Raw genomic sequence first — 18,156 nt, forward strand, 5'->3', positions numbered from 1 at the left:
CCACCATTTCATGACTATAAAAAAAGAGCTAACTGGGTTAGCTCTTTTTTTATCTCTATAATATTTTTACAGCTCCCAAATACAACAATCCCCCGCTTGTTGCCAAGCGAGGGATTGTATTAGTATCGTTCAGCTAGAGGTAATTACTTACCGCCACGACCTGCACGCTTACGATCGTTTTCAGTAAGAAGTTTCTTACGGATACGAATGCTTACAGGTGTAACTTCTACTAGCTCATCGTTATCGATGAATTCTAGTGCTTGCTCAAGTGTGTACTTGATAGCAGGAGAAAGAGTTTGCGCTTCGTCAGTACCAGAAGCACGAACGTTTGTTAGCTGCTTACCCTTCAGACAGTTAACTGTAAGGTCGTTAGAACGGTTATGAATACCGATGATTTGACCTTCGTAAACTTCGTCTGCGTGCTCAGTAAATAGACGGCCACGCTCTTGTAGGTTAAACAATGCGTAAGTCAGTGCTTTACCTGTTGCGTTAGAAATCAATACACCGTTGTTACGTTGACCGATTGTACCGCCCTTGTGAGGACCGTAGTGATCAAACGAATGGTAGATAAGACCAGAACCTGAAGTCAATGTCATGAACTCAGTTTGGAAACCGATAAGACCACGAGAAGGCATCATGAAGTCCATGCGAACACGGCCTTTACCATCTGGTGCCATATCTGTTAGCTCACCTTTACGAAGACCGATGTTCTCCATAATACCGCCTTGGTGCTCTTCAACCACGTCGATAGTTACAGTTTCAAACGGTTCCATTAGCTTACCATCTTCTTCTTTGATGATAACTTCTGGACGAGATACAGCTAGCTCGTAACCTTCACGACGCATGTTTTCGATCAGGATAGATAGGTGAAGTTCACCACGGCCTGATACGCGGAATTTGTCTGGGTCAGCTGTTTCTTCAACACGTAGTGCAACGTTGTGTACTAGTTCTTTTTGAAGACGCTCAAGGATGTTACGTGAAGTAACAAACTTACCTTCTTTACCAGCAAACGGAGAGTTGTTTACTTGGAAAGTCATAGTAACTGTTGGTTCATCAACAGAAAGTGGTGTTAGCGCTTCAACACAGTTCTGGTCACAAATTGTGTCAGAAATCTTAAGCTCGCCAAGACCAGTGATTGCGATGATATCACCCGCTTTAGCTTCTTCAATTTCGTGACGCTCAAGACCTAGGTAACCTAAAACAGTACCTACTTTACCGTTACGCTTAGAACCGTCAGCACCAACGATAGTTACTTGTTGGTTAGCTTTAACTGTACCACGAGTGATACGAGCAACACCGATAACACCAACGTAAGAGCTGTAATCTAGCTGAGAGATTTGCATCTGTAGTGGGCCATCAACGTCTACTGAAGGCGCTGCAACGTTATCAACGATAGATTGGAACAATGGTTCCATGTTCTCGCCAATTTCGCCTTCTTCTAAAGTAGCCCAGCCGTTTAGTGCAGAAGCATAAACCACTTGGAAATCTAGTTGCTCATCAGTTGCGCCTAGGTTGTCGAATAGGTCAAAGATTTGATCCATTACCCACTCAGGACGTGCACCTGGACGGTCAATCTTGTTAATTACAACGATTGGCTTAAGGCCGTATGCGAACGCTTTTTGCGTTACGAAACGAGTTTGAGGCATCGGGCCATCAACTGCATCAACGATAAGTAATACAGAGTCAACCATAGACATGATACGCTCAACTTCACCACCGAAGTCTGCGTGTCCAGGGGTGTCTACGATATTGATACGGTAGTCATTCCAGTTAATTGCTGTGTTCTTAGCAAGAATGGTAATGCCACGTTCTTTTTCGATATCGTTAGAATCCATCACACGTTCTTCGGCTTCGCCGCGACCCTCTAACGTGCCAGATTGCTGTAGAAGTTTATCAACCAGGGTAGTTTTACCGTGGTCTACGTGAGCAATAATTGCGATATTTCTTAAGTTATCGATCGATTGATTAGACATTAGTTTCACATTCACTCAGAACATGCAGCGTCTTAATAGAGGCTACTTGATTAAAAAAACGGCTCATAATTTAACAGATTTTACTCTAAAACCCACGCAATATGTGATTTATATCACCAGCTTTTTTCTCAACTTGCTCTAGAGCCGCATTTTTACTCACTTTTTTGGCTATTTTTATTTTTTTTAACCCCTCCATTCGTACGATAAATTCCCCTAAATGGACTAAAAATGCGATCTGGATCACTTTCCATTTACAGTCTAGTGACCAATATTTATCAAAAAACACACCTAATTATCACTGCGTGGATTGACAATATTTGCCCTCATCACCATAGTAGTGTGACTATTAAATGGATGAATGTATTGAAAGATATCATCCCCTTTTCAATCACAATTGCGAAAGCACCAATTTGGTGCAACCGCTCACCATAATAGTGCAAACAGGACAGGAAAAAGTTCCAATAATATGGCAAACCCGCCTTTTTTGGGGCTTTTAAAAGTTGGCATGGTTTTCGCTTTAACACTTTTAGATTCGCTCACGCTAAACATGAGCAAAAGTTTGCGGCCATCGCTCTAAATAACACCGGAGGTTACTCAAGATGTCAGTTGAAAACGTACTAGCGCTGATCCAGGAAAATGAAGTTAAGTTTATTGACCTACGTTTTACCGATACCAAAGGTAAAGAACAGCACATTTCTATTCCATCTCACCAAATCGATGCTGATTTCTTCGAAGAAGGCAAAATGTTTGATGGCTCTTCAGTTGCAGGCTGGAAAGGCATTAACGAATCAGACATGGTGATGATGCCTGACGCAGCAAGTGCGGTACTTGACCCATTTACTGAAGACGCAACCCTAAACATTCGTTGTGATATTCTTGAGCCAGCAACAATGCAAGGCTACGATCGCGATCCACGTTCAATCGCTAAGCGCGCAGAAGAGTTTATGCGTTCAGCTGGTTTTGCTGACAATGTACTTGTTGGTCCTGAGCCAGAGTTCTTCTTATTTGACGATGTTAAGTTCAACACTGACATGTCAGGTTCATTCTTTAAGATTGACGACATTGAAGCTGCATGGAATAGCGGTGCTAGCATCGAAGGCGGTAACAAAGGTCACCGTCCAGGCGTTAAAGGTGGTTACTTTCCAGTAGCGCCTGTTGATTCATCACAAGACATTCGTTCTGCAATGTGTTTAATCATGGAAGAGATGGGACTTGTTGTTGAAGCTCACCACCATGAAGTAGCCACTGCAGGTCAAAACGAAATCGCAACCCGTTTCAACACCCTAACTAATAAAGCTGATGAAATTCAGATTTATAAGTATGTTGTTCATAACGTTGCTCACGCATTTGGTAAAACAGCAACCTTTATGCCTAAACCACTAGTTGGTGATAACGGCTCTGGTATGCACGTACATATGTCACTAGCAAAAGACGGTGTAAACCTGTTTGCTGGCGATAAGTACGGCGGCCTATCAGAAATGGCACTGTTCTACATTGGCGGTATCATTAAGCACGCACGTGCAATCAACGCCTTTGCTAACCCATCAACTAACTCGTACAAGCGTCTAGTCCCTGGCTATGAAGCACCTGTTATGTTGGCTTACTCGGCACGTAACCGTTCAGCATCAATTCGTATTCCAGTAGTACCAAGTCCAAAAGCACGTCGTATCGAAGTACGCTTTGGTGATCCAGCGGCAAACCCATACCTAGCTTTTGCAGCGATGTTAATGGCTGGCCTTGACGGTATCGCGAATAAAATCCACCCAGGCGAAGCAATGGATAAAGATCTATACGACCTACCAGCAGAAGAAGCAGCAGAGATTCCAAAAGTAGCAGAGTCACTACAAGGTGCACTACAAGCGCTTGACGAAGATCGTGAATTCTTAACCTCTGGCGGCGTATTCTCTGACGACTTTATTGATTCTTACATCACGCTAAAATCGCAAGATGTAGAGAAAATCAATATGGCTGTACACCCATTAGAATTTGAACTTTACTACTCTGTTTAAGTAATTACTTAATTACTTAACAACTAAGATTTAGGCCTGCTTCACACGCAGGCCTTTTTGATCTTGCTACCTCAACAAAAGCGGCAACAATAAAGGACTTACTGGCCATTAAGGTCTTGCTGGAGAGTTAATGGATGAAACTCATTAATCTGGTATCAATGTTATTATTTACAACAGCAGCAACCACCGCCGTAGCGACAACAATTTATTCTTGGACTGATGACAATGGTGTGGTCCATTTTAGTGATACCCCTGAAGTGCCACAAGCCAGCACAGTTGAGCTATCGGTTACTGAAGTGCTATCACAATCAACCATGACTGAAACCAATCATGTAAACAACGTCGAAGTTGTGACGATCACTGCAGAAATAGACCCCCCACTTCCAGTAGCAACCATCAGCTTACTAGCACCACTACATCAACAAACGCTGCGTAATAACGATGGTAATATTACTGTTCGCGCCGTCAGTAACCGTAAATTGAATAAAACCCTTCAGGCTCAATTAGTCATTGACGGCCAAGTCTACGGCAAACCTCAAACCCAATTATCTTGGCAATTAACCAATATTGATCGCGGTACCCATAAAATTCAAATCCAATTACTCAACAGTGGCAAGATCCTTGCTTCATCTGAAAGTATTACGGTTTATTTACATCGCGCATCACAGGCACGCCCTAAGAACAGCCCAGTTCAACCGCGGTAACGTCTATTTACAATAAATCCTGCCTGTTCGCTGTTAAACCGAGTACACTTTGATGCACCAAATTGGTGCGTTATCTAACAGCGACGGGTGTGCGCTTGCACCAATCGTCTTATGCTTGATTATCGATAAGGATGATGATTGTGAATACTAGCTTTACGCCCATAATTCTCGACAATTTAGTCACTGCTATCGTCTTAGTTGATGAAGCGTTAGTGATTCGTTACGTCAATCCTGCTGCCGAACAACTATTATCGTCAAGCAAGCGTCGTCTACTTGATACTCAACTACCACAACTATTGCAGCACAGCTCGCTTGATCTTAATCATGTCAAAGCCACTCTTCATAGTGGTCAAGGGTTAGCCGACAGTGATGTCACTTTTGTTATAGATGGCCATCGACATTTACTTGGCGTTAATGCTAGCCCTATCTCATGGCAAAAACAGTTGTTGATTTTATTAGAGCTAAAACCGATTGATCAGCAACGTCGCATTAGCCAAGAACTTAATCAACATGCACAACAGCAAGCAGCCAAAGAATTAGTCCGTGGTTTAGCTCATGAAATAAAAAACCCACTCGGCGGATTACGTGGCGCGGCGCAATTACTTGAAAAAACCCTTCCTGATAGCAGTTATCACGAATACACCCAAATGATCATTGAACAAGCGGATCGGCTGCGTAATTTAGTTGATCGCTTATTAGGACCACAACGACCAGGGATCCGTAAAACCGATAATATTCATTCAGTATTAGAAAAAGTACGCCAACTGGTTAACATTGATACTGATAGCACCATTACCATTGAGCGTGATTACGATCCGAGTTTGCCCGAAATTAATATGGATGCTGAACAACTGGAACAGGCGTTACTCAATATTGTCAGTAACGCAGCATTAGCATTAAAAAGCCAAGGCGGCGGCACGATTAAATTAAAAACCCGCACCGCCCATCAAAGCTTAATTCAAGGCGTTCGTCATCGTGTTACTGCCACCATTGAAATCATTGATGATGGCCCAGGTATTCCAGCTGATATTCAAGATACCTTATTTTATCCGATGGTTACTGGTCGTGAAGGCGGTACCGGATTAGGGTTATCAATTGCGCGAAATCTGATTGATCAGCATCAAGGTAAAATTGAAGTGTTCAGCTGGCCTGGGCACACCAATTTCACGATTCATTTACCGATTAAGTCATAACATTAGCTATCACAGGAGGCTTATTATGAGCAAAGGATTAATCTGGGTTGTTGATGATGACAGCTCTATTCGTTGGGTATTAGAACGCACCTTAATTAATGCTGGCATGAAATGTGAAACCTTTGCTGATGCCGATAGCGTATTGGCCGCATTAGAACGCAGTGTCCCCGATGTCTTAGTGTCTGACATTAAAATGCCCGGTACCGACGGCTTAGCACTACTCAAAGTACTACAGCAAGATTACACCACTTTACCGGTTATTATTATGACCGCGCATTCTGATCTTGATGCTGCTGTTAACGCTTATCAACGTGGCGCATTTGAGTATCTTCCCAAACCATTTGATATCGATGAAGCCGTCACCTTAGTTGAACGAGCACTGAGTCATAGTCAGGAACAAAAGCGTCAACAACAACCAGTCATTGATACTAAACACGCACCAGAAATTATTGGTGAAGCTCCTGCGATGCAAGAAGTGTTTCGAGCGATTGGGCGTTTATCCCGCTCATCAATTTCAGTACTCATTAATGGCGAATCAGGTACAGGTAAAGAGTTAGTTGCCCATGCTCTACATCGTCATAGCCCTCGCAGCAGTAACGCTTTCATTGCCCTCAATATGGCTGCTATTCCCAAAGATTTAATTGAATCAGAGCTATTTGGTCATGAGAAAGGTGCTTTCACTGGCGCTAATAGTGTTCGCCAAGGTCGATTTGAACAAGCTAATGGCGGCACATTATTTCTTGATGAAATTGGCGATATGCCATTAGATATTCAAACTCGATTGTTACGTGTATTAGCTGATGGACAATTTTATCGTGTTGGTGGTCATGCGCCTGTCAATGTTGATGTGCGCATAATCGCAGCGACCCATCAACACCTCGAACGCCTCGTCAGCAGCGGCGAATTCCGTGAAGATTTGTTTCACCGCCTCAATGTTATTCGCGTCCATCTGCCATCATTAAAAGACCGCCGCCAAGATATTCCTCAACTGGCGCACCACTTTTTACAACGCGCAGCAGATGAACTCAGTGTCGATGTAAAATCACTCCACCCACAAACTGCAGACAAACTTACTCAACTGCCGTGGCCGGGTAATGTACGTCAATTAGAAAACATCTGTCGCTGGTTAACTGTAATGGCAAGCGGTAATGAAATATTACCTGCCGATTTACCCCCAGAAATCACTGACACTGCCACGGTAATACCCACCACTGAAGCTCAGCATTGGCACCAAGGGCTACAACAATGGGCTCAGCAAGCATTGCAACAAGGTGAGACGGAGTTATTAGCACAAGCGTTACCGCAATTTGAAAAAATCCTGCTCGAAACCGCTTTGCTTCATACTCACGGTCATAAACAAGAAGCAGCAAAATTACTTGGCTGGGGACGCAATACGCTGACACGAAAACTTAAAGAGTTACAAATTCATGATTAACCAGTAGCAAAGTTGGTACATGTGCCAGCGCACATTTATTTGTAACAATGATGAATGTCATTTAGTGATTGCGTATACTCAATCTATCTTTAACATCGAGAACTATAATCATCATGATAAACAAAGATCTTCCACTTACGGATATTCACCGCCATCTTGATGGTAATATTCGTCCACAAACGATCTTAGAATTAGGTCAGCAATTTAATATCGCCCTGCCAGCAACAGAAATTGAAGCATTACGTCCACACGTACAAATTGTTGAAGCAGAGCCAAGCCTAGTCGCTTTTTTAAGTAAATTGGATTGGGGTGTGGCGGTATTAGGTGATTTAGACGCCTGCCGTCGAGTGGCTTATGAAAACGTCGAAGATGCACTTAAAGCACAGATTGATTACGCTGAATTACGTTTCTCACCTTACTACATGGCGATGAAACACAACCTTCCCGTTGCAGGTGTTGTTGCTGCTGTCGCTGATGGTGTTGCTGCTGGTTGTCGTGATTTTGGCATCAAAGCCAACCTAATTGGTATTATGAGTCGTACTTTTGGTACGCAAGCCTGTCAGCAAGAGCTGGATGCGTTATTAAGCCATAAAGACCAACTTGTCGCGATTGATCTCGCGGGTGATGAACTAGGACAACCTGGCACCCAATTTATCTCGCACTTTAAACAAGTCCGTGATGCTGGATTACAAATCACGGTACACGCAGGTGAAGCAGCAGGTCCTGAGAGTATGTGGCAAGCAATTAACGAGCTTGGCGCGGTACGTATTGGTCACGGCGTAAAAGCTGTTAATGATCCAAAACTAATGGATTACTTAGCAGAACATCGAATTGGTATTGAATCTTGTATTACTTCAAATATTCAAACCAGCACCGTTGCTGATATTGCTCAGCACCCAGTAAAAGCCTTCCTTGAACACGGTATTCTTGCTTGTTTAAATACCGATGATCCAGCCGTTGAAGGCATAGAACTGCCTTATGAATATGAAGTTGCCGCACCTAAAGCAGGTTTAAGTGTTGCTCAAATTCGTCAAGCGCAAATCAATGGACTTGAGCTAGCATTCTTGTCTGCAGCAGAAAAGCAGGCATTGCGTGATATTGCCAGTAAGCGTGGCTAATCACTCGAGGTTATAACGCTACTTCAGCGGCTATAATCCACAAATTAAAACGCCTCGGTTTCACGTGAAACCGAGGCGTTTTTTATTGCGCTATTTTTAAGAGTTAGATAACTCGCGAGAACTGCTGCTGACGCGCACGATCTCGTAAATATTTATCAAAGCACATGCAAATATTACGAATCAATAAACGCCCTTTCAGTTCAACATGAATCGTGTCGTGATCCACTGTCACCAATTGGTCATTGATAAAAGTCTTGAGCAATTGAAGGTCTTCACTAAAGTAACTATCAAAATCAATCTTAAACTCGGCTTCAATAGCACGTTTATTCAATTGAAAATTACAGATCAATGCTTTAATAACTTCACGACGCAACAGGTCATCTGCGTCTAAGGTTACCCCTTTCCACAATGCTGTTTGTTGGTCTGCCATTTGGCTGTAATACAGCTTTAACTCTTTTTGGTTCTGCGCATAGCAATCACCAATCATCGAAATCGCCGATACACCCATGCCTAATAAGTCACAATCGCCTTGAGTGGTATAACCTTGGAAATTACGGTGCAAAATACCCTCGCGCTGCGCTACCGCTAATTCATCATCAGGCAACGCAAAGTGATCCATACCAATAAACTGATACCCTGCTCCTGTTAGGGTCGCAATAGTATCTTGTAGAATCGCTAACTTCTCAGTCGCTGACGGTAACTGATCTTCATGAATTTTACGCTGCGCAGCAAACAAACTTGGCATGTGAGCATAGTTAAATACTGATAACCGTCCCGGCTTCATGGTCAAGACTTGCTGCAATGTTTCAGCAAACAGAGCTTTGGTTTGCAATGGCAATCCATAAATTAAATCAAGATTGGTTGAGCGGTAGCCTAACTCACGCGCACGTTCCACCATTGCAAAAATAAACGCTTCATCTTGCTCACGGTTTACTAACTTTTGCACATCTTTATTAAAATCTTGAACACCAATGCTGAGACGGTTAAAACCTTCGCTTCGCAAATGATCAAGAATATCCAGTTCAATTTCTCGCGGATCGACTTCAATACTAATTTCAGCGTCGGCATCAAAGTTAAATGCATTACGTAACGCAGTCATTAAACGGCTAATTTGTGCTGCAGTTAAAAATGTCGGTGTACCACCACCCCAATGTAATTGACTCACTTGACGATCACCAAGCAAGGTCGCACGTTGCTTTATTTCTTGCTCAAGCACATCTAAATATTGATCGGCTTTGTGCTGATGGCGGGTAATGATTTTATTACAACCACAGTAATAACAAAGCTTATGGCAAAAAGGGATATGAATATAAAGCGATAACTTACGATCTGGGTATTGTTGACATGCCATCTCAAATTCAGCAGATGTAAATGCTTGGTTGAATTCTAGTGCGGTCGGGTAAGAAGTATAACGAGGGCCTGAATAGTTATATTTTTCAATCAGGGCCTGATCCCAAATAATCTGCTCATTTGACATGACATTGTTCCAATTTGGTGAATATATAATAAATAGAGTGTGTCACCATTTTACTAAAAGTAAAACCTATCCTTGTTGTTCAATTTACACTCTGGACAAAAACAAACACCGCCAATAAATGGCGGTGTTAATAATTACGATGGTAGGTTAAACCTTGGTTGATAGGATGGCATCCAATTCAAGTTTAATCTCAGCTTGTAGACGAGACTCTGCTTTCATGCGTTCAAGATCAAATCGCATTCGGCGTTGTTTCTCTATTTGCTGACGCGCATCACCGCGAGGCATATCTTTAACCACTTGGTATAAGTCGGTTAATGCCGGATACGTTGCTGCAAAATCAACTTGTTTATCTGCTTGCAACACTTCCATTAATTTATATAACCGAATTGCGGCTTCAGACATATCACACTGTTCTTGTTTACATGCCATTGCGATAATAAAGACGCTTTCTAATATATTGTCATTTCTGGCTTTGATTGCTGCGGCTTGTTGCTCAGCAGCACGGGCTAAAAATAATTTATGCCGTTGTTGCTGCTTATAAAGCTTAGCCAATAACAATCCAGCGTACAGTGCCAATCCAGCTACAATAACGCCACCAATAACAAATAGAAGTGTTATTCCCTGCAACGGTTACTCCTTATCGAAATTATCAAAATCCATGTTTTCAAATTGCGCTAATAAATCATCGTCTGAACGAGGCTTAGACTTAGCACTAGCTGTAACAGGTGCTGATGCTTCTTCAACATCATCAAATAAGCCCAGTTGCTTCATTAGACGCTCAATACGGTCTAACTTCATATCAACTTGTTTTTGCAGACCTGCACCTAGTTTTTCACCAGCATCAATGCGATCTAATAGCACCATTAATTGAGCATCATTTTCAAGCATAGCCAATTCTTGCTCTGCAGATAAACGGCGCTGTTGCTTAGTTTGGGTTTTTTTAGGTTCAACAATCAGTGGAACTAATTTTTTACTACCTAAACGTGGATCTTTTTTCTGGCCACCATTACGCTGTTTATTATCTTCAACAGCTGAATGACGACTACCTGATTTTAAGCCTTTACGCTTCTTCGCCTTTTGGCGTTCACGAGTCTCAATATCAACTTTACTATTTGATTTTTCACGGTATACAGCAGGGCCTTCAGAACCTACGGTGCGCGCTCTTTTCTTACGGGTCATTACTGGGGTTTCCTCAGCAAAATCACATCATTTCCAACAAACTCAACTTCAAGACCATCACGTTGGGCTAAAAAGCAAAACGTATCACGGCTAAAAAAGCTGACATGGGTTGGGTCGTTCTTATAGTACCAATGCCCAAAGGCATCAGTGTCGGTTACTAGTTTGGTCATGATCCCCAGCCAACCGCCGGGTTTAACTAAACGCAGCAACAGCCCCCATTCCTTCGCAGGCTGATAAAAATGCTCGATTGCTTCTGTGCAGGTAACAAAATCATACTGACATGCTAATACTGCCGATTGTGCTGCAAAATAAGGGTCATATATCGTCATAGTATACCCCATTTCTGCCAACATCACTGACAAGGTCGGCCCTGGACCACTTCCAAAATCCAATCCAAATAATGGTGGTAATGGTAATCGCATTACCAATGGTGTGGCTAAGCGGGCTAAAAATTGACGATAGCCAGCATCATTTGAGTTATTTCGATGTTGGTCATAGACTAGTTTTTCTTGGGTCGACGCTAAATGAGTTGTCGGATCGGCATAAATTAATGCACAGTGTAAACAACGAAAATAATCACGGTTAATATCTGCTACCAACCACTGATTATCATGACTTCCACAAAGTGGGCATCTATCCATTGTCTTCTCCACAACGACTGAATATTTACGAACAGCAGCAGCGGGGTAAAATCGAGCGGGCTATTCTATACCCAATTGCAGTTAAGATGTAGTTCTGCTGACAAATTGTTCAATTTATTCGACCATCTTAGCCTATTAAAAAGCGAAATATCACTTTCACAACATAATAGTTGCTACTAAAAAGACCAAAATTTAGACCAAAAAAAAGCGATAGGTCTGCACCTATCGCTATATGGGGTAAGCTATGAGCTTATAATTCTGTCTAGTCTTTCCATAACCAGCAAGCAACGTCCCGGTTTAACAAATATCCATTTATTATGATCGCAATCCATGCTGATATTGTTCGTCACTATCCTAGTGAATTTTTACGTCCTTATACCATTCCGTAGTGTGTCAACTTATCCTAAGTTGGCGTTCCCTATCGCAATGTTACACTCCAATAACCTTACCACCATCCTTATGCGGTACATCATCCTGACATACCTGAGCTATATCACTATAGCTACTCTCTTTCCTGAGTGTCGACCCTGACAATCCTTACGCTTCCTGCATCTACCCTAGTCTCCTGACTAGACTTCCTGTGTATCCTTCAGGCTTCAATGCCTAAGCTATCCTAGCGCTTCCAATCCTATGCCGCATTCCTTGTCGACAGGGAGTAATTTACCTTAAGCCATCATTAAAACAATGTATCAAGATCACACTTTTAAAAGCTCAATCAGCACCATAAAACAAGTCTATGTTCTATAAAACAAAAAAATAATCGACTACAAATCAAATCATCATTACAGCGTTAACCAATGGTCGATCTCTTACAATAGCAATGGCTAATGCCCCGTTACTAAAATATGAACAAACAGTAACGCTACGTAATAACTGCGCAAATAATGTTGATAGGATTGCTAATGTAAGCCACCGACATACGCTGACAGCGCCGTTATTTCATTATCAGTGAGCTTTGCAGCTACAGATTGCATCATACGGTTGAGATCATTATGACGCGACCCCGCACGAAATTCTTGCAACTGTAACGCCATATATTCGGCATTCTGGCCAGAAATTTTAGGAAAACCAGCAAGGCTGGTGCCATTGCCACGTGGGCCATGACAGCTAATACATGCAGCAATTCCCCGCTCTGGATCACCAAAACGGTATAATGGCTCAGCAATCGCAATCACATTTTCTGGGGTGGTATTGGGTGAGATAGGCAGTGAGGAAAAATACGCGCCAAGATCGGCCATATCGGTAGCTGATAATCCAGCAGCCATGCCTGCCATAATGGCGTTATTGCGACCTTGAGTTCCTTCGGTAGTGAATGCTAATTTATAATCAGCTAACTGTTTCACTATATAATCAGCATGTTGACCAGCTAATTTAGGATATTGCGTAATAGTTGCATTCCCATCGCTACCATGACATGCAACACAGGTGGCAGCCTTTAACTTACCAGCATTGATATCACCTTGTGCCCACGCTGAAGAACTCGCAACCAGTGTGAATATTAAGACTAATTTTTTCATGATATTCCATTTATAATTATAGGGCTTCCGTACCACAAGTAATGCTCAGTAACATGGTATACAATACGACCATAAACCAAACACGGTTTAATATATCTTAGACAATTTCACAAAAAAGCGCTCATTTTACAATCTGAGGGCTTGACGGAGTTAACAGTGAATCAACCTCTCAACTATAGAAATACCAGTTTTATTACAAGTGCACCGGATATTCGTCACTTGCCACAAGATGTCGGCGTTGAGATCGCATTTGCTGGTCGCTCCAATGCCGGTAAATCAAGTGCACTAAACCGCCTAACTGATCAAAAAGGTTTGGCTCGTACTTCAAAAACCCCAGGCCGTACTCAATTAATTAATATGTTTGAAGTCATTAATGGCTGTAACTTAATTGACTTACCTGGCTACGGTTTTGCACAAGTACCCCTTGAGCTTAAATTAAAATGGCAGAAAGCATTAGGTGAATACCTACAACGCCGTGAATGTTTACAAGGCTTAGTGGTATTAATGGATATTCGTCACCCAATGAAAGATCTTGATCAGCAAATGATCAATTGGGCAATTGAAAGTAGTTTGCCTGTTTTAGTGCTATTAACTAAAGCTGACAAATTAAAGAGTGGTGCGCGTAAAACACAAGTATTAAAGATCCGTGAAATGTCGAAAGATTTTGGCGGTAACGTTCAAGTTGAAGCTTTCTCTTCACTGAAAGGCATTGGCGTTGATCAAGTTCGTCGTAAACTTGATGAGTGGTATGCTCCAGAATTAGAGCGTCAACGTGTACTTGCAGCAGACGATAGTGAAGTTTTTAATTTGCCATCGGCAGAATAAAACCTATAAATATTCACACCACTAAACATGCTTAAAAATTCCCCACCACCATCGGTGGGGTAATGCAGAGAGAATTAAGAGGTTGTTGTTATTGTCATTGCAGAATTGATGATTTCATTAGCTAACGCAACCTCTACACTTACCAGATTCCGCTTTATTTGGTCGTTTTGCGACATTCCCCACACCACCGCTCTTATTCCCTTATTTAAATCGGTAAATATTATTGATTACAACACATTATTTTAATTAAAAAACAAGTTCACCATTTGTTAATAATTTAAAATATTTATGGAATTTAATTACATCATCTATTGCTCAAAAAAAAACCAAAAAAAAAGCCATCCTCAATACCGAGAATGGCTATTTCATGTCTTTGCTCGTCTGCTAGTCATGTTGACTAACCAACAAAATCAAATATGAACAAGAAGCTATTACTATTATAGCCCGCCCATTTTAAATTTAAAGTATTTACTCTAAAAAACACATAAACAAACATAGAGCGATGACAAACAGTGATGAATAAAGGCCTGAACGATCGGTTTAAATCACAAAAAACCATCGGTTTTATGCATTCTGATTGATAAATAGTCAGAAAATGACATTAATAATAAATAAACAACAATCAGGAGCGGCCGCAAGGTCGAAGTGAAAAGTCAGTATAACGAGGAGAATTTTTACATTAGCACAATAAAAAACGCCCCGGTCCAATAAATAGACCGGGGCAGCTGAATCAGCCAAATCCAATAACGTGAAACAAAAGGTCTGAAAGATAGAACATCTTACCTCTGTACCCTACATCACTAACTGTATATCAATCGTTCATTTTTTGGAAGTCTTTGTCGTAATTTTTTTTCATAGTTTTGTAAGTAATTTTTACATAACTGTTCTTATTTTTAACAAAAAAATAGCTGATACTTGATCAGCTATTATCTTTTAGCAATCAATCCTCATTTAAATTAATGAGCCTGATCCCAGTTATCACCACTACCTGCCTCAGCAATTAATGGTACCGCTAACGTTGCCGCTTGCTCCATCAATTGGCGAACTTTTGCCGTCACACTGTCTAACGCTGAAGCTTCGACTTCAAACACTAATTCATCGTGTACTTGCATTAATAAACTCACCTGATCTTGAGGTTGCTGCTGCACCCACTCATCAACCGCAATCATGGCTAATTTAATAATATCAGCTGCTGTACCTTGCATTGGTGCGTTAATCGCTGCACGTTCAGCAGCCTTACGACGTAGACCATTACGCGCTTTAATATCAGGAAGATATAAACGACGACCAAACAGTGTTTCAACATAACCCTGCTCTGCCGCATTATTACGCGTGCTTTCCATATATTCTAAAACACCCGGGTAACGCTCAAAATACACATTCATGTAATCTTGCGCTTCATTACGTCCCATATCGAGTTGTTTAGCTAAACCAAACGCACTCATGCCGTAAATTAAACCAAAGTTAATTGCCTTAGCGCGTCGACGTTGTTCTGTCGTTACATCATCAATTGCTAGCCCTAAAATCTCAGCGGCTGTTGCGGCGTGAATATCCTTACCTTCTCTAAATGCATTCAGTAACGCCTCGTCACCAGAAAGGTGCGCCATAATACGTAATTCAATTTGAGAATAATCGACAGCCAGAATTTTATAACCCGGTTTAGCGACAAAGGCTTGACGAATACGACGCCCTTCTTGGTTACGAACCGGAATATTTTGCAGGTTAGGCTCACTAGATGATAAACGTCCAGTTACTGTTCCAGATTGATGATAAGAAGTATGGACACGACCTGTCGCAACATTAACCATCTTTGGTAACTTATCGGTATAAGTCGATTTTAGTTTTGCTAAGCCACGGTATTCTAATAATAATTTCGGTAATGGGTAATCTAACGCTAATTCTTGTAGTACTTCTTCATTGGTTGAAGGTGTACCTGAAGGGGTTTTTTTGATGACAGGCAAGCCCATTTTTTCAAATAGAATAGCTTGTAATTGTTTCGGTGAACTTAAATTAAACTCTTCACCTGCTAGCTCATAAGCCAGTTTTTCGATTTCATCTAATCGTTGCGCTAATTCTATTGATTGCGCGCCAAGCAACGTACTATCAATGTACACACCCATACGTTCCATGCGTGATAACACCGGCACTAACGGCATTTCAATTGTTTCAAACACTTTTTTAAGCTTGGTATCAGCGGCAACTTTTGGGTATAACGCATGGTGTAAACGTAGCGTAATATCCGCATCTTCTGCAGCATAAGGGCCTGCTTGCTCAAGGTCGATTTGATTAAAGGTTAATTGTTTCTTACCTTTACCCGCGATATCTTCAAAACTAATGTTTTTATGCTCAAGGTAACGCAACGCTAGGCTGTCCATATCATGACGACCAACAACGCTGTTATAGACATAAGATTCAAGCATGGTATCAAATTGAATACCCTGCATATCAATGCCATATCGCGCGACAATACTGGCATCAAATTTTAAATTTTGTCCGACTTTAGCAAGGTTTTTATCTTCTAATAATGGCTTTAATTGCGCTAACACCCAATCACGATCGAGTTGCGCTGGCGCATCAAGATAATCATGAGCGACTGGCACATAAGCAGCTTTACCTTCTTCAACCGCAAATGACACCCCAATCAGATTCGCTGTCATGTAATCAAGACCATCGGTCTCAGTATCAAATGCAAACACATCGGCATTTTTTAGCTGGGTTAACCAACCATTAAAACTGGCTTGATCCAATACGGTTTCATAACCACTACGATCAATCGTTGGGGCAACCACAGTTGGCTCCGCCGATGTTGTTGCTGCACTTTCATCAGCTACAATGCGGCCATCACTGCCATCCAACATTTCGGTTAGCCAGCGACGGAACTGTAATTTACCAAACAATTCAGTCAATGCATCGGTATCAGGTACACCTTTACATAATTGCTCTGGTGTCAGCTCTAATTCCACATCAAGCTTAATTGTCGCCAGTTTATAAGACATATAAGCGGCTTCTTTATTATCAAGCAGCTTTTTCGCCATTGTTTTTGAGCCACGAAAACCTAGTGGTGCAATATCATCAAGGTTGGCATACAGCGCATCTAAACCACCAACACCAGTTAATAACGCCTTAGCCGTTTTCTCTCCAACCCCTGGTACGCCAGGAATATTATCAACTTTATCTCCCATTAGAGCTAAGTAATCGATGATCAACTCAGGACCAATACCAAACTTATCCACAACACCAGCAGGATCCATCACTACATCAGTCATGGTGTTGATCAAAGTAACGTTTTGATCAACTAACTGAGCCATGTCTTTATCACCAGTACTGATTAATACTGGCATACCTTGTTGTGACGCCTGTGTTGCTAGAGTACCGATCACATCATCAGCTTCAACCCCAGAGATCGCGATCAATGGTAATCCCATCGCTTTGATCACTGCATGTAATGGCTCTATCTGACCGCGAAGATCATCCGGCATCGGTGGACGATTGGCTTTATACTCAGGGTAAATATCATCACGGAATGTTTTACCTTTAGCATCAAAGATAACTGCTATACGATCAGTCGAAAACTGACGCAGCATACTGCGCAGCATGTTAACCACACCGTAAATTGCACCCGTCGGTTCACCATCAGAATTAGTGAAATTAGGCGCCGCATGATAAGCGCGATAAAGATAAGAGGATCCATCAATGAGGATCAATGGATTTTCAGGAATCGTAGCCATAGGGTTATTCTTATATCCAAGCGAAAGTAGTTCAGGTTAGGTCTATTATCGACCAAATTTACCCCTACACCACAGAAAAAAAGCAATATTGACTAGAATGCCATGCCAAACCGCAACTGTTAACTGCTGTTTTGCGTTATTCAGCCATTTTCTGTGGATAACTTTGTTAGTATTTAATTTACACCAGTTGATCGTTTTTTATGTAAAAATAAAAATTACTCATGATTGTATTTATTTTCATATACTTAATAAGGTAACCGGATTTAGATCCTCGATCCGATATTGATCATTGATTGTGGACAACATCAGTTTGATAATCTTAACCAAGCCCATAATTACAACAATATAAGCATATTT

14 protein-coding genes are annotated in these 18,156 nt (G+C 41.6%); 6 read left to right on the forward strand and 8 right to left on the reverse strand.

Annotated elements, in window-relative coordinates:
- Positions 1-143: 143 nt before the first annotated feature.
- Complete coding sequence (gene typA, locus PAND9192_RS17100; RefSeq protein ID WP_060998601.1) at positions 144-1,973, reverse strand: translational GTPase TypA; 1,830 nt, start codon at positions 1,971-1,973, stop codon at positions 144-146.
- Positions 1,974-2,572: 599 nt separating this feature from the next.
- Between typA and glnA the strand changes: the two genes are divergently transcribed.
- The 5 genes from glnA to add all read left to right on the forward strand — a co-directional run bounded on the left by glnA (position 2,573) and on the right by add (position 8,432).
- Positions 2,573-3,982, forward strand: a complete 1,410-nt coding sequence (gene glnA / locus PAND9192_RS17110; RefSeq protein WP_060998602.1) for a glutamate--ammonia ligase — start codon at positions 2,573-2,575, stop codon at positions 3,980-3,982.
- 134 nt (positions 3,983-4,116) lie between these two features.
- Entirely contained in the window at positions 4,117-4,686 is a 570-nt protein-coding gene (locus PAND9192_RS17115; RefSeq protein WP_087854714.1) for a DUF4124 domain-containing protein, read from the forward strand.
- 134 nt (positions 4,687-4,820) lie between these two features.
- Positions 4,821-5,879 (forward strand): nitrogen regulation protein NR(II), encoded by a 1,059-nt coding sequence (gene glnL, locus PAND9192_RS17120; protein ID WP_087854715.1) that lies wholly within the window; start codon positions 4,821-4,823, stop codon positions 5,877-5,879.
- A gap of 25 nt (positions 5,880-5,904) precedes the next feature.
- Entirely contained in the window at positions 5,905-7,314 is a 1,410-nt protein-coding gene (glnG, locus tag PAND9192_RS17125; protein WP_087854716.1) for a nitrogen regulation protein NR(I), read from the forward strand.
- 113 nt (positions 7,315-7,427) lie between these two features.
- Positions 7,428-8,432 carry an adenosine deaminase gene (add, locus tag PAND9192_RS17130; RefSeq protein ID WP_060998606.1) on the forward strand — a complete coding sequence of 335 codons (1,005 nt, stop codon included), beginning with the start codon at positions 7,428-7,430 and terminating at the stop codon, positions 8,430-8,432.
- A gap of 103 nt (positions 8,433-8,535) precedes the next feature.
- On the opposite strand, the gene hemN is transcribed toward add, so the two are convergent.
- The 5 genes from hemN to PAND9192_RS17155 form a co-directional block, all read right to left on the reverse strand.
- Positions 8,536-9,909 carry an oxygen-independent coproporphyrinogen III oxidase gene (hemN, locus tag PAND9192_RS17135; protein WP_060998607.1) on the reverse strand — a complete coding sequence of 458 codons (1,374 nt, stop codon included), beginning with the start codon at positions 9,907-9,909 and terminating at the stop codon, positions 8,536-8,538.
- 147 nt (positions 9,910-10,056) lie between these two features.
- Positions 10,057-10,536 carry a DUF2489 domain-containing protein gene (locus PAND9192_RS17140; RefSeq protein ID WP_060998608.1) on the reverse strand — a complete coding sequence of 160 codons (480 nt, stop codon included), beginning with the start codon at positions 10,534-10,536 and terminating at the stop codon, positions 10,057-10,059.
- Between the two features lie 3 nt (positions 10,537-10,539).
- Positions 10,540-11,088, reverse strand: a complete 549-nt coding sequence (gene yihI, locus PAND9192_RS17145; protein ID WP_087854717.1) for a Der GTPase-activating protein YihI — start codon at positions 11,086-11,088, stop codon at positions 10,540-10,542.
- On the reverse strand, positions 11,088-11,729 hold the full coding sequence (locus PAND9192_RS17150) for a class I SAM-dependent methyltransferase (RefSeq protein ID WP_087854718.1): 642 nt from the start codon (positions 11,727-11,729) through the stop codon (positions 11,088-11,090). Before PAND9192_RS17150 ends, yihI begins: the two co-directional genes overlap by 1 nt.
- Before the next feature lie 899 nt (positions 11,730-12,628).
- The gene (locus tag PAND9192_RS17155; RefSeq protein ID WP_087854719.1) at positions 12,629-13,246 is read right to left on the reverse strand and encodes a c-type cytochrome; all 618 of its coding nucleotides are present in this window, start codon (positions 13,244-13,246) and stop codon (positions 12,629-12,631) included.
- A gap of 156 nt (positions 13,247-13,402) precedes the next feature.
- Here PAND9192_RS17155 and yihA point away from each other — a divergent pair, with 156 nt between their 5' ends.
- Positions 13,403-14,071 carry a ribosome biogenesis GTP-binding protein YihA/YsxC gene (gene yihA, locus PAND9192_RS17160; protein ID WP_087854720.1) on the forward strand — a complete coding sequence of 223 codons (669 nt, stop codon included), beginning with the start codon at positions 13,403-13,405 and terminating at the stop codon, positions 14,069-14,071.
- A gap of 730 nt (positions 14,072-14,801) precedes the next feature.
- On the opposite strand, the gene spfP is transcribed toward yihA, so the two are convergent.
- Both spfP and polA read right to left on the reverse strand, forming a co-directional pair.
- Positions 14,802-14,849, reverse strand: coding sequence for a small protein SpfP (gene spfP / locus PAND9192_RS20980; RefSeq protein ID WP_438616993.1), 48 nt, complete (start codon positions 14,847-14,849; stop codon positions 14,802-14,804).
- A 178-nt stretch (positions 14,850-15,027) separates the two neighbouring features.
- A complete protein-coding gene (gene polA / locus PAND9192_RS17165; protein ID WP_087854721.1) occupies positions 15,028-17,799 on the reverse strand; it encodes a DNA polymerase I in 2,772 nt (923 codons plus the stop codon).
- Positions 17,800-18,156 lie beyond the last annotated feature (357 nt).

Source organism: Photobacterium andalusiense (assembly GCF_900185625.1).
Lineage (GTDB): Bacteria > Pseudomonadota > Gammaproteobacteria > Enterobacterales > Vibrionaceae > Photobacterium > Photobacterium aquimaris.

Coding starts and splice junctions, on each gene's coding strand:
- typA (WP_060998601.1), bottom strand. CDS start 1,973: ATGTCTAATCAATCGATCGATAACTTAAGAAATATCGCAATTATTGCT.
- glnA (WP_060998602.1), top strand. CDS start 2,573: ATGTCAGTTGAAAACGTACTAGCGCTGATCCAGGAAAATGAAGTTAAG.
- PAND9192_RS17115 (WP_087854714.1), top strand. CDS start 4,117: ATGAAACTCATTAATCTGGTATCAATGTTATTATTTACAACAGCAGCA.
- glnL (WP_087854715.1), top strand. CDS start 4,821: ATGATTGTGAATACTAGCTTTACGCCCATAATTCTCGACAATTTAGTC.
- glnG (WP_087854716.1), top strand. CDS start 5,905: ATGAGCAAAGGATTAATCTGGGTTGTTGATGATGACAGCTCTATTCGT.
- add (WP_060998606.1), top strand. CDS start 7,428: ATGATAAACAAAGATCTTCCACTTACGGATATTCACCGCCATCTTGAT.
- hemN (WP_060998607.1), bottom strand. CDS start 9,909: ATGTCAAATGAGCAGATTATTTGGGATCAGGCCCTGATTGAAAAATAT.
- yihI (WP_087854717.1), bottom strand. CDS start 11,088: ATGACCCGTAAGAAAAGAGCGCGCACCGTAGGTTCTGAAGGCCCTGCT.
- PAND9192_RS17150 (WP_087854718.1), bottom strand. CDS start 11,729: ATGGATAGATGCCCACTTTGTGGAAGTCATGATAATCAGTGGTTGGTA.
- PAND9192_RS17155 (WP_087854719.1), bottom strand. CDS start 13,246: ATGAAAAAATTAGTCTTAATATTCACACTGGTTGCGAGTTCTTCAGCG.
- polA (WP_087854721.1), bottom strand. CDS start 17,799: ATGGCTACGATTCCTGAAAATCCATTGATCCTCATTGATGGATCCTCT.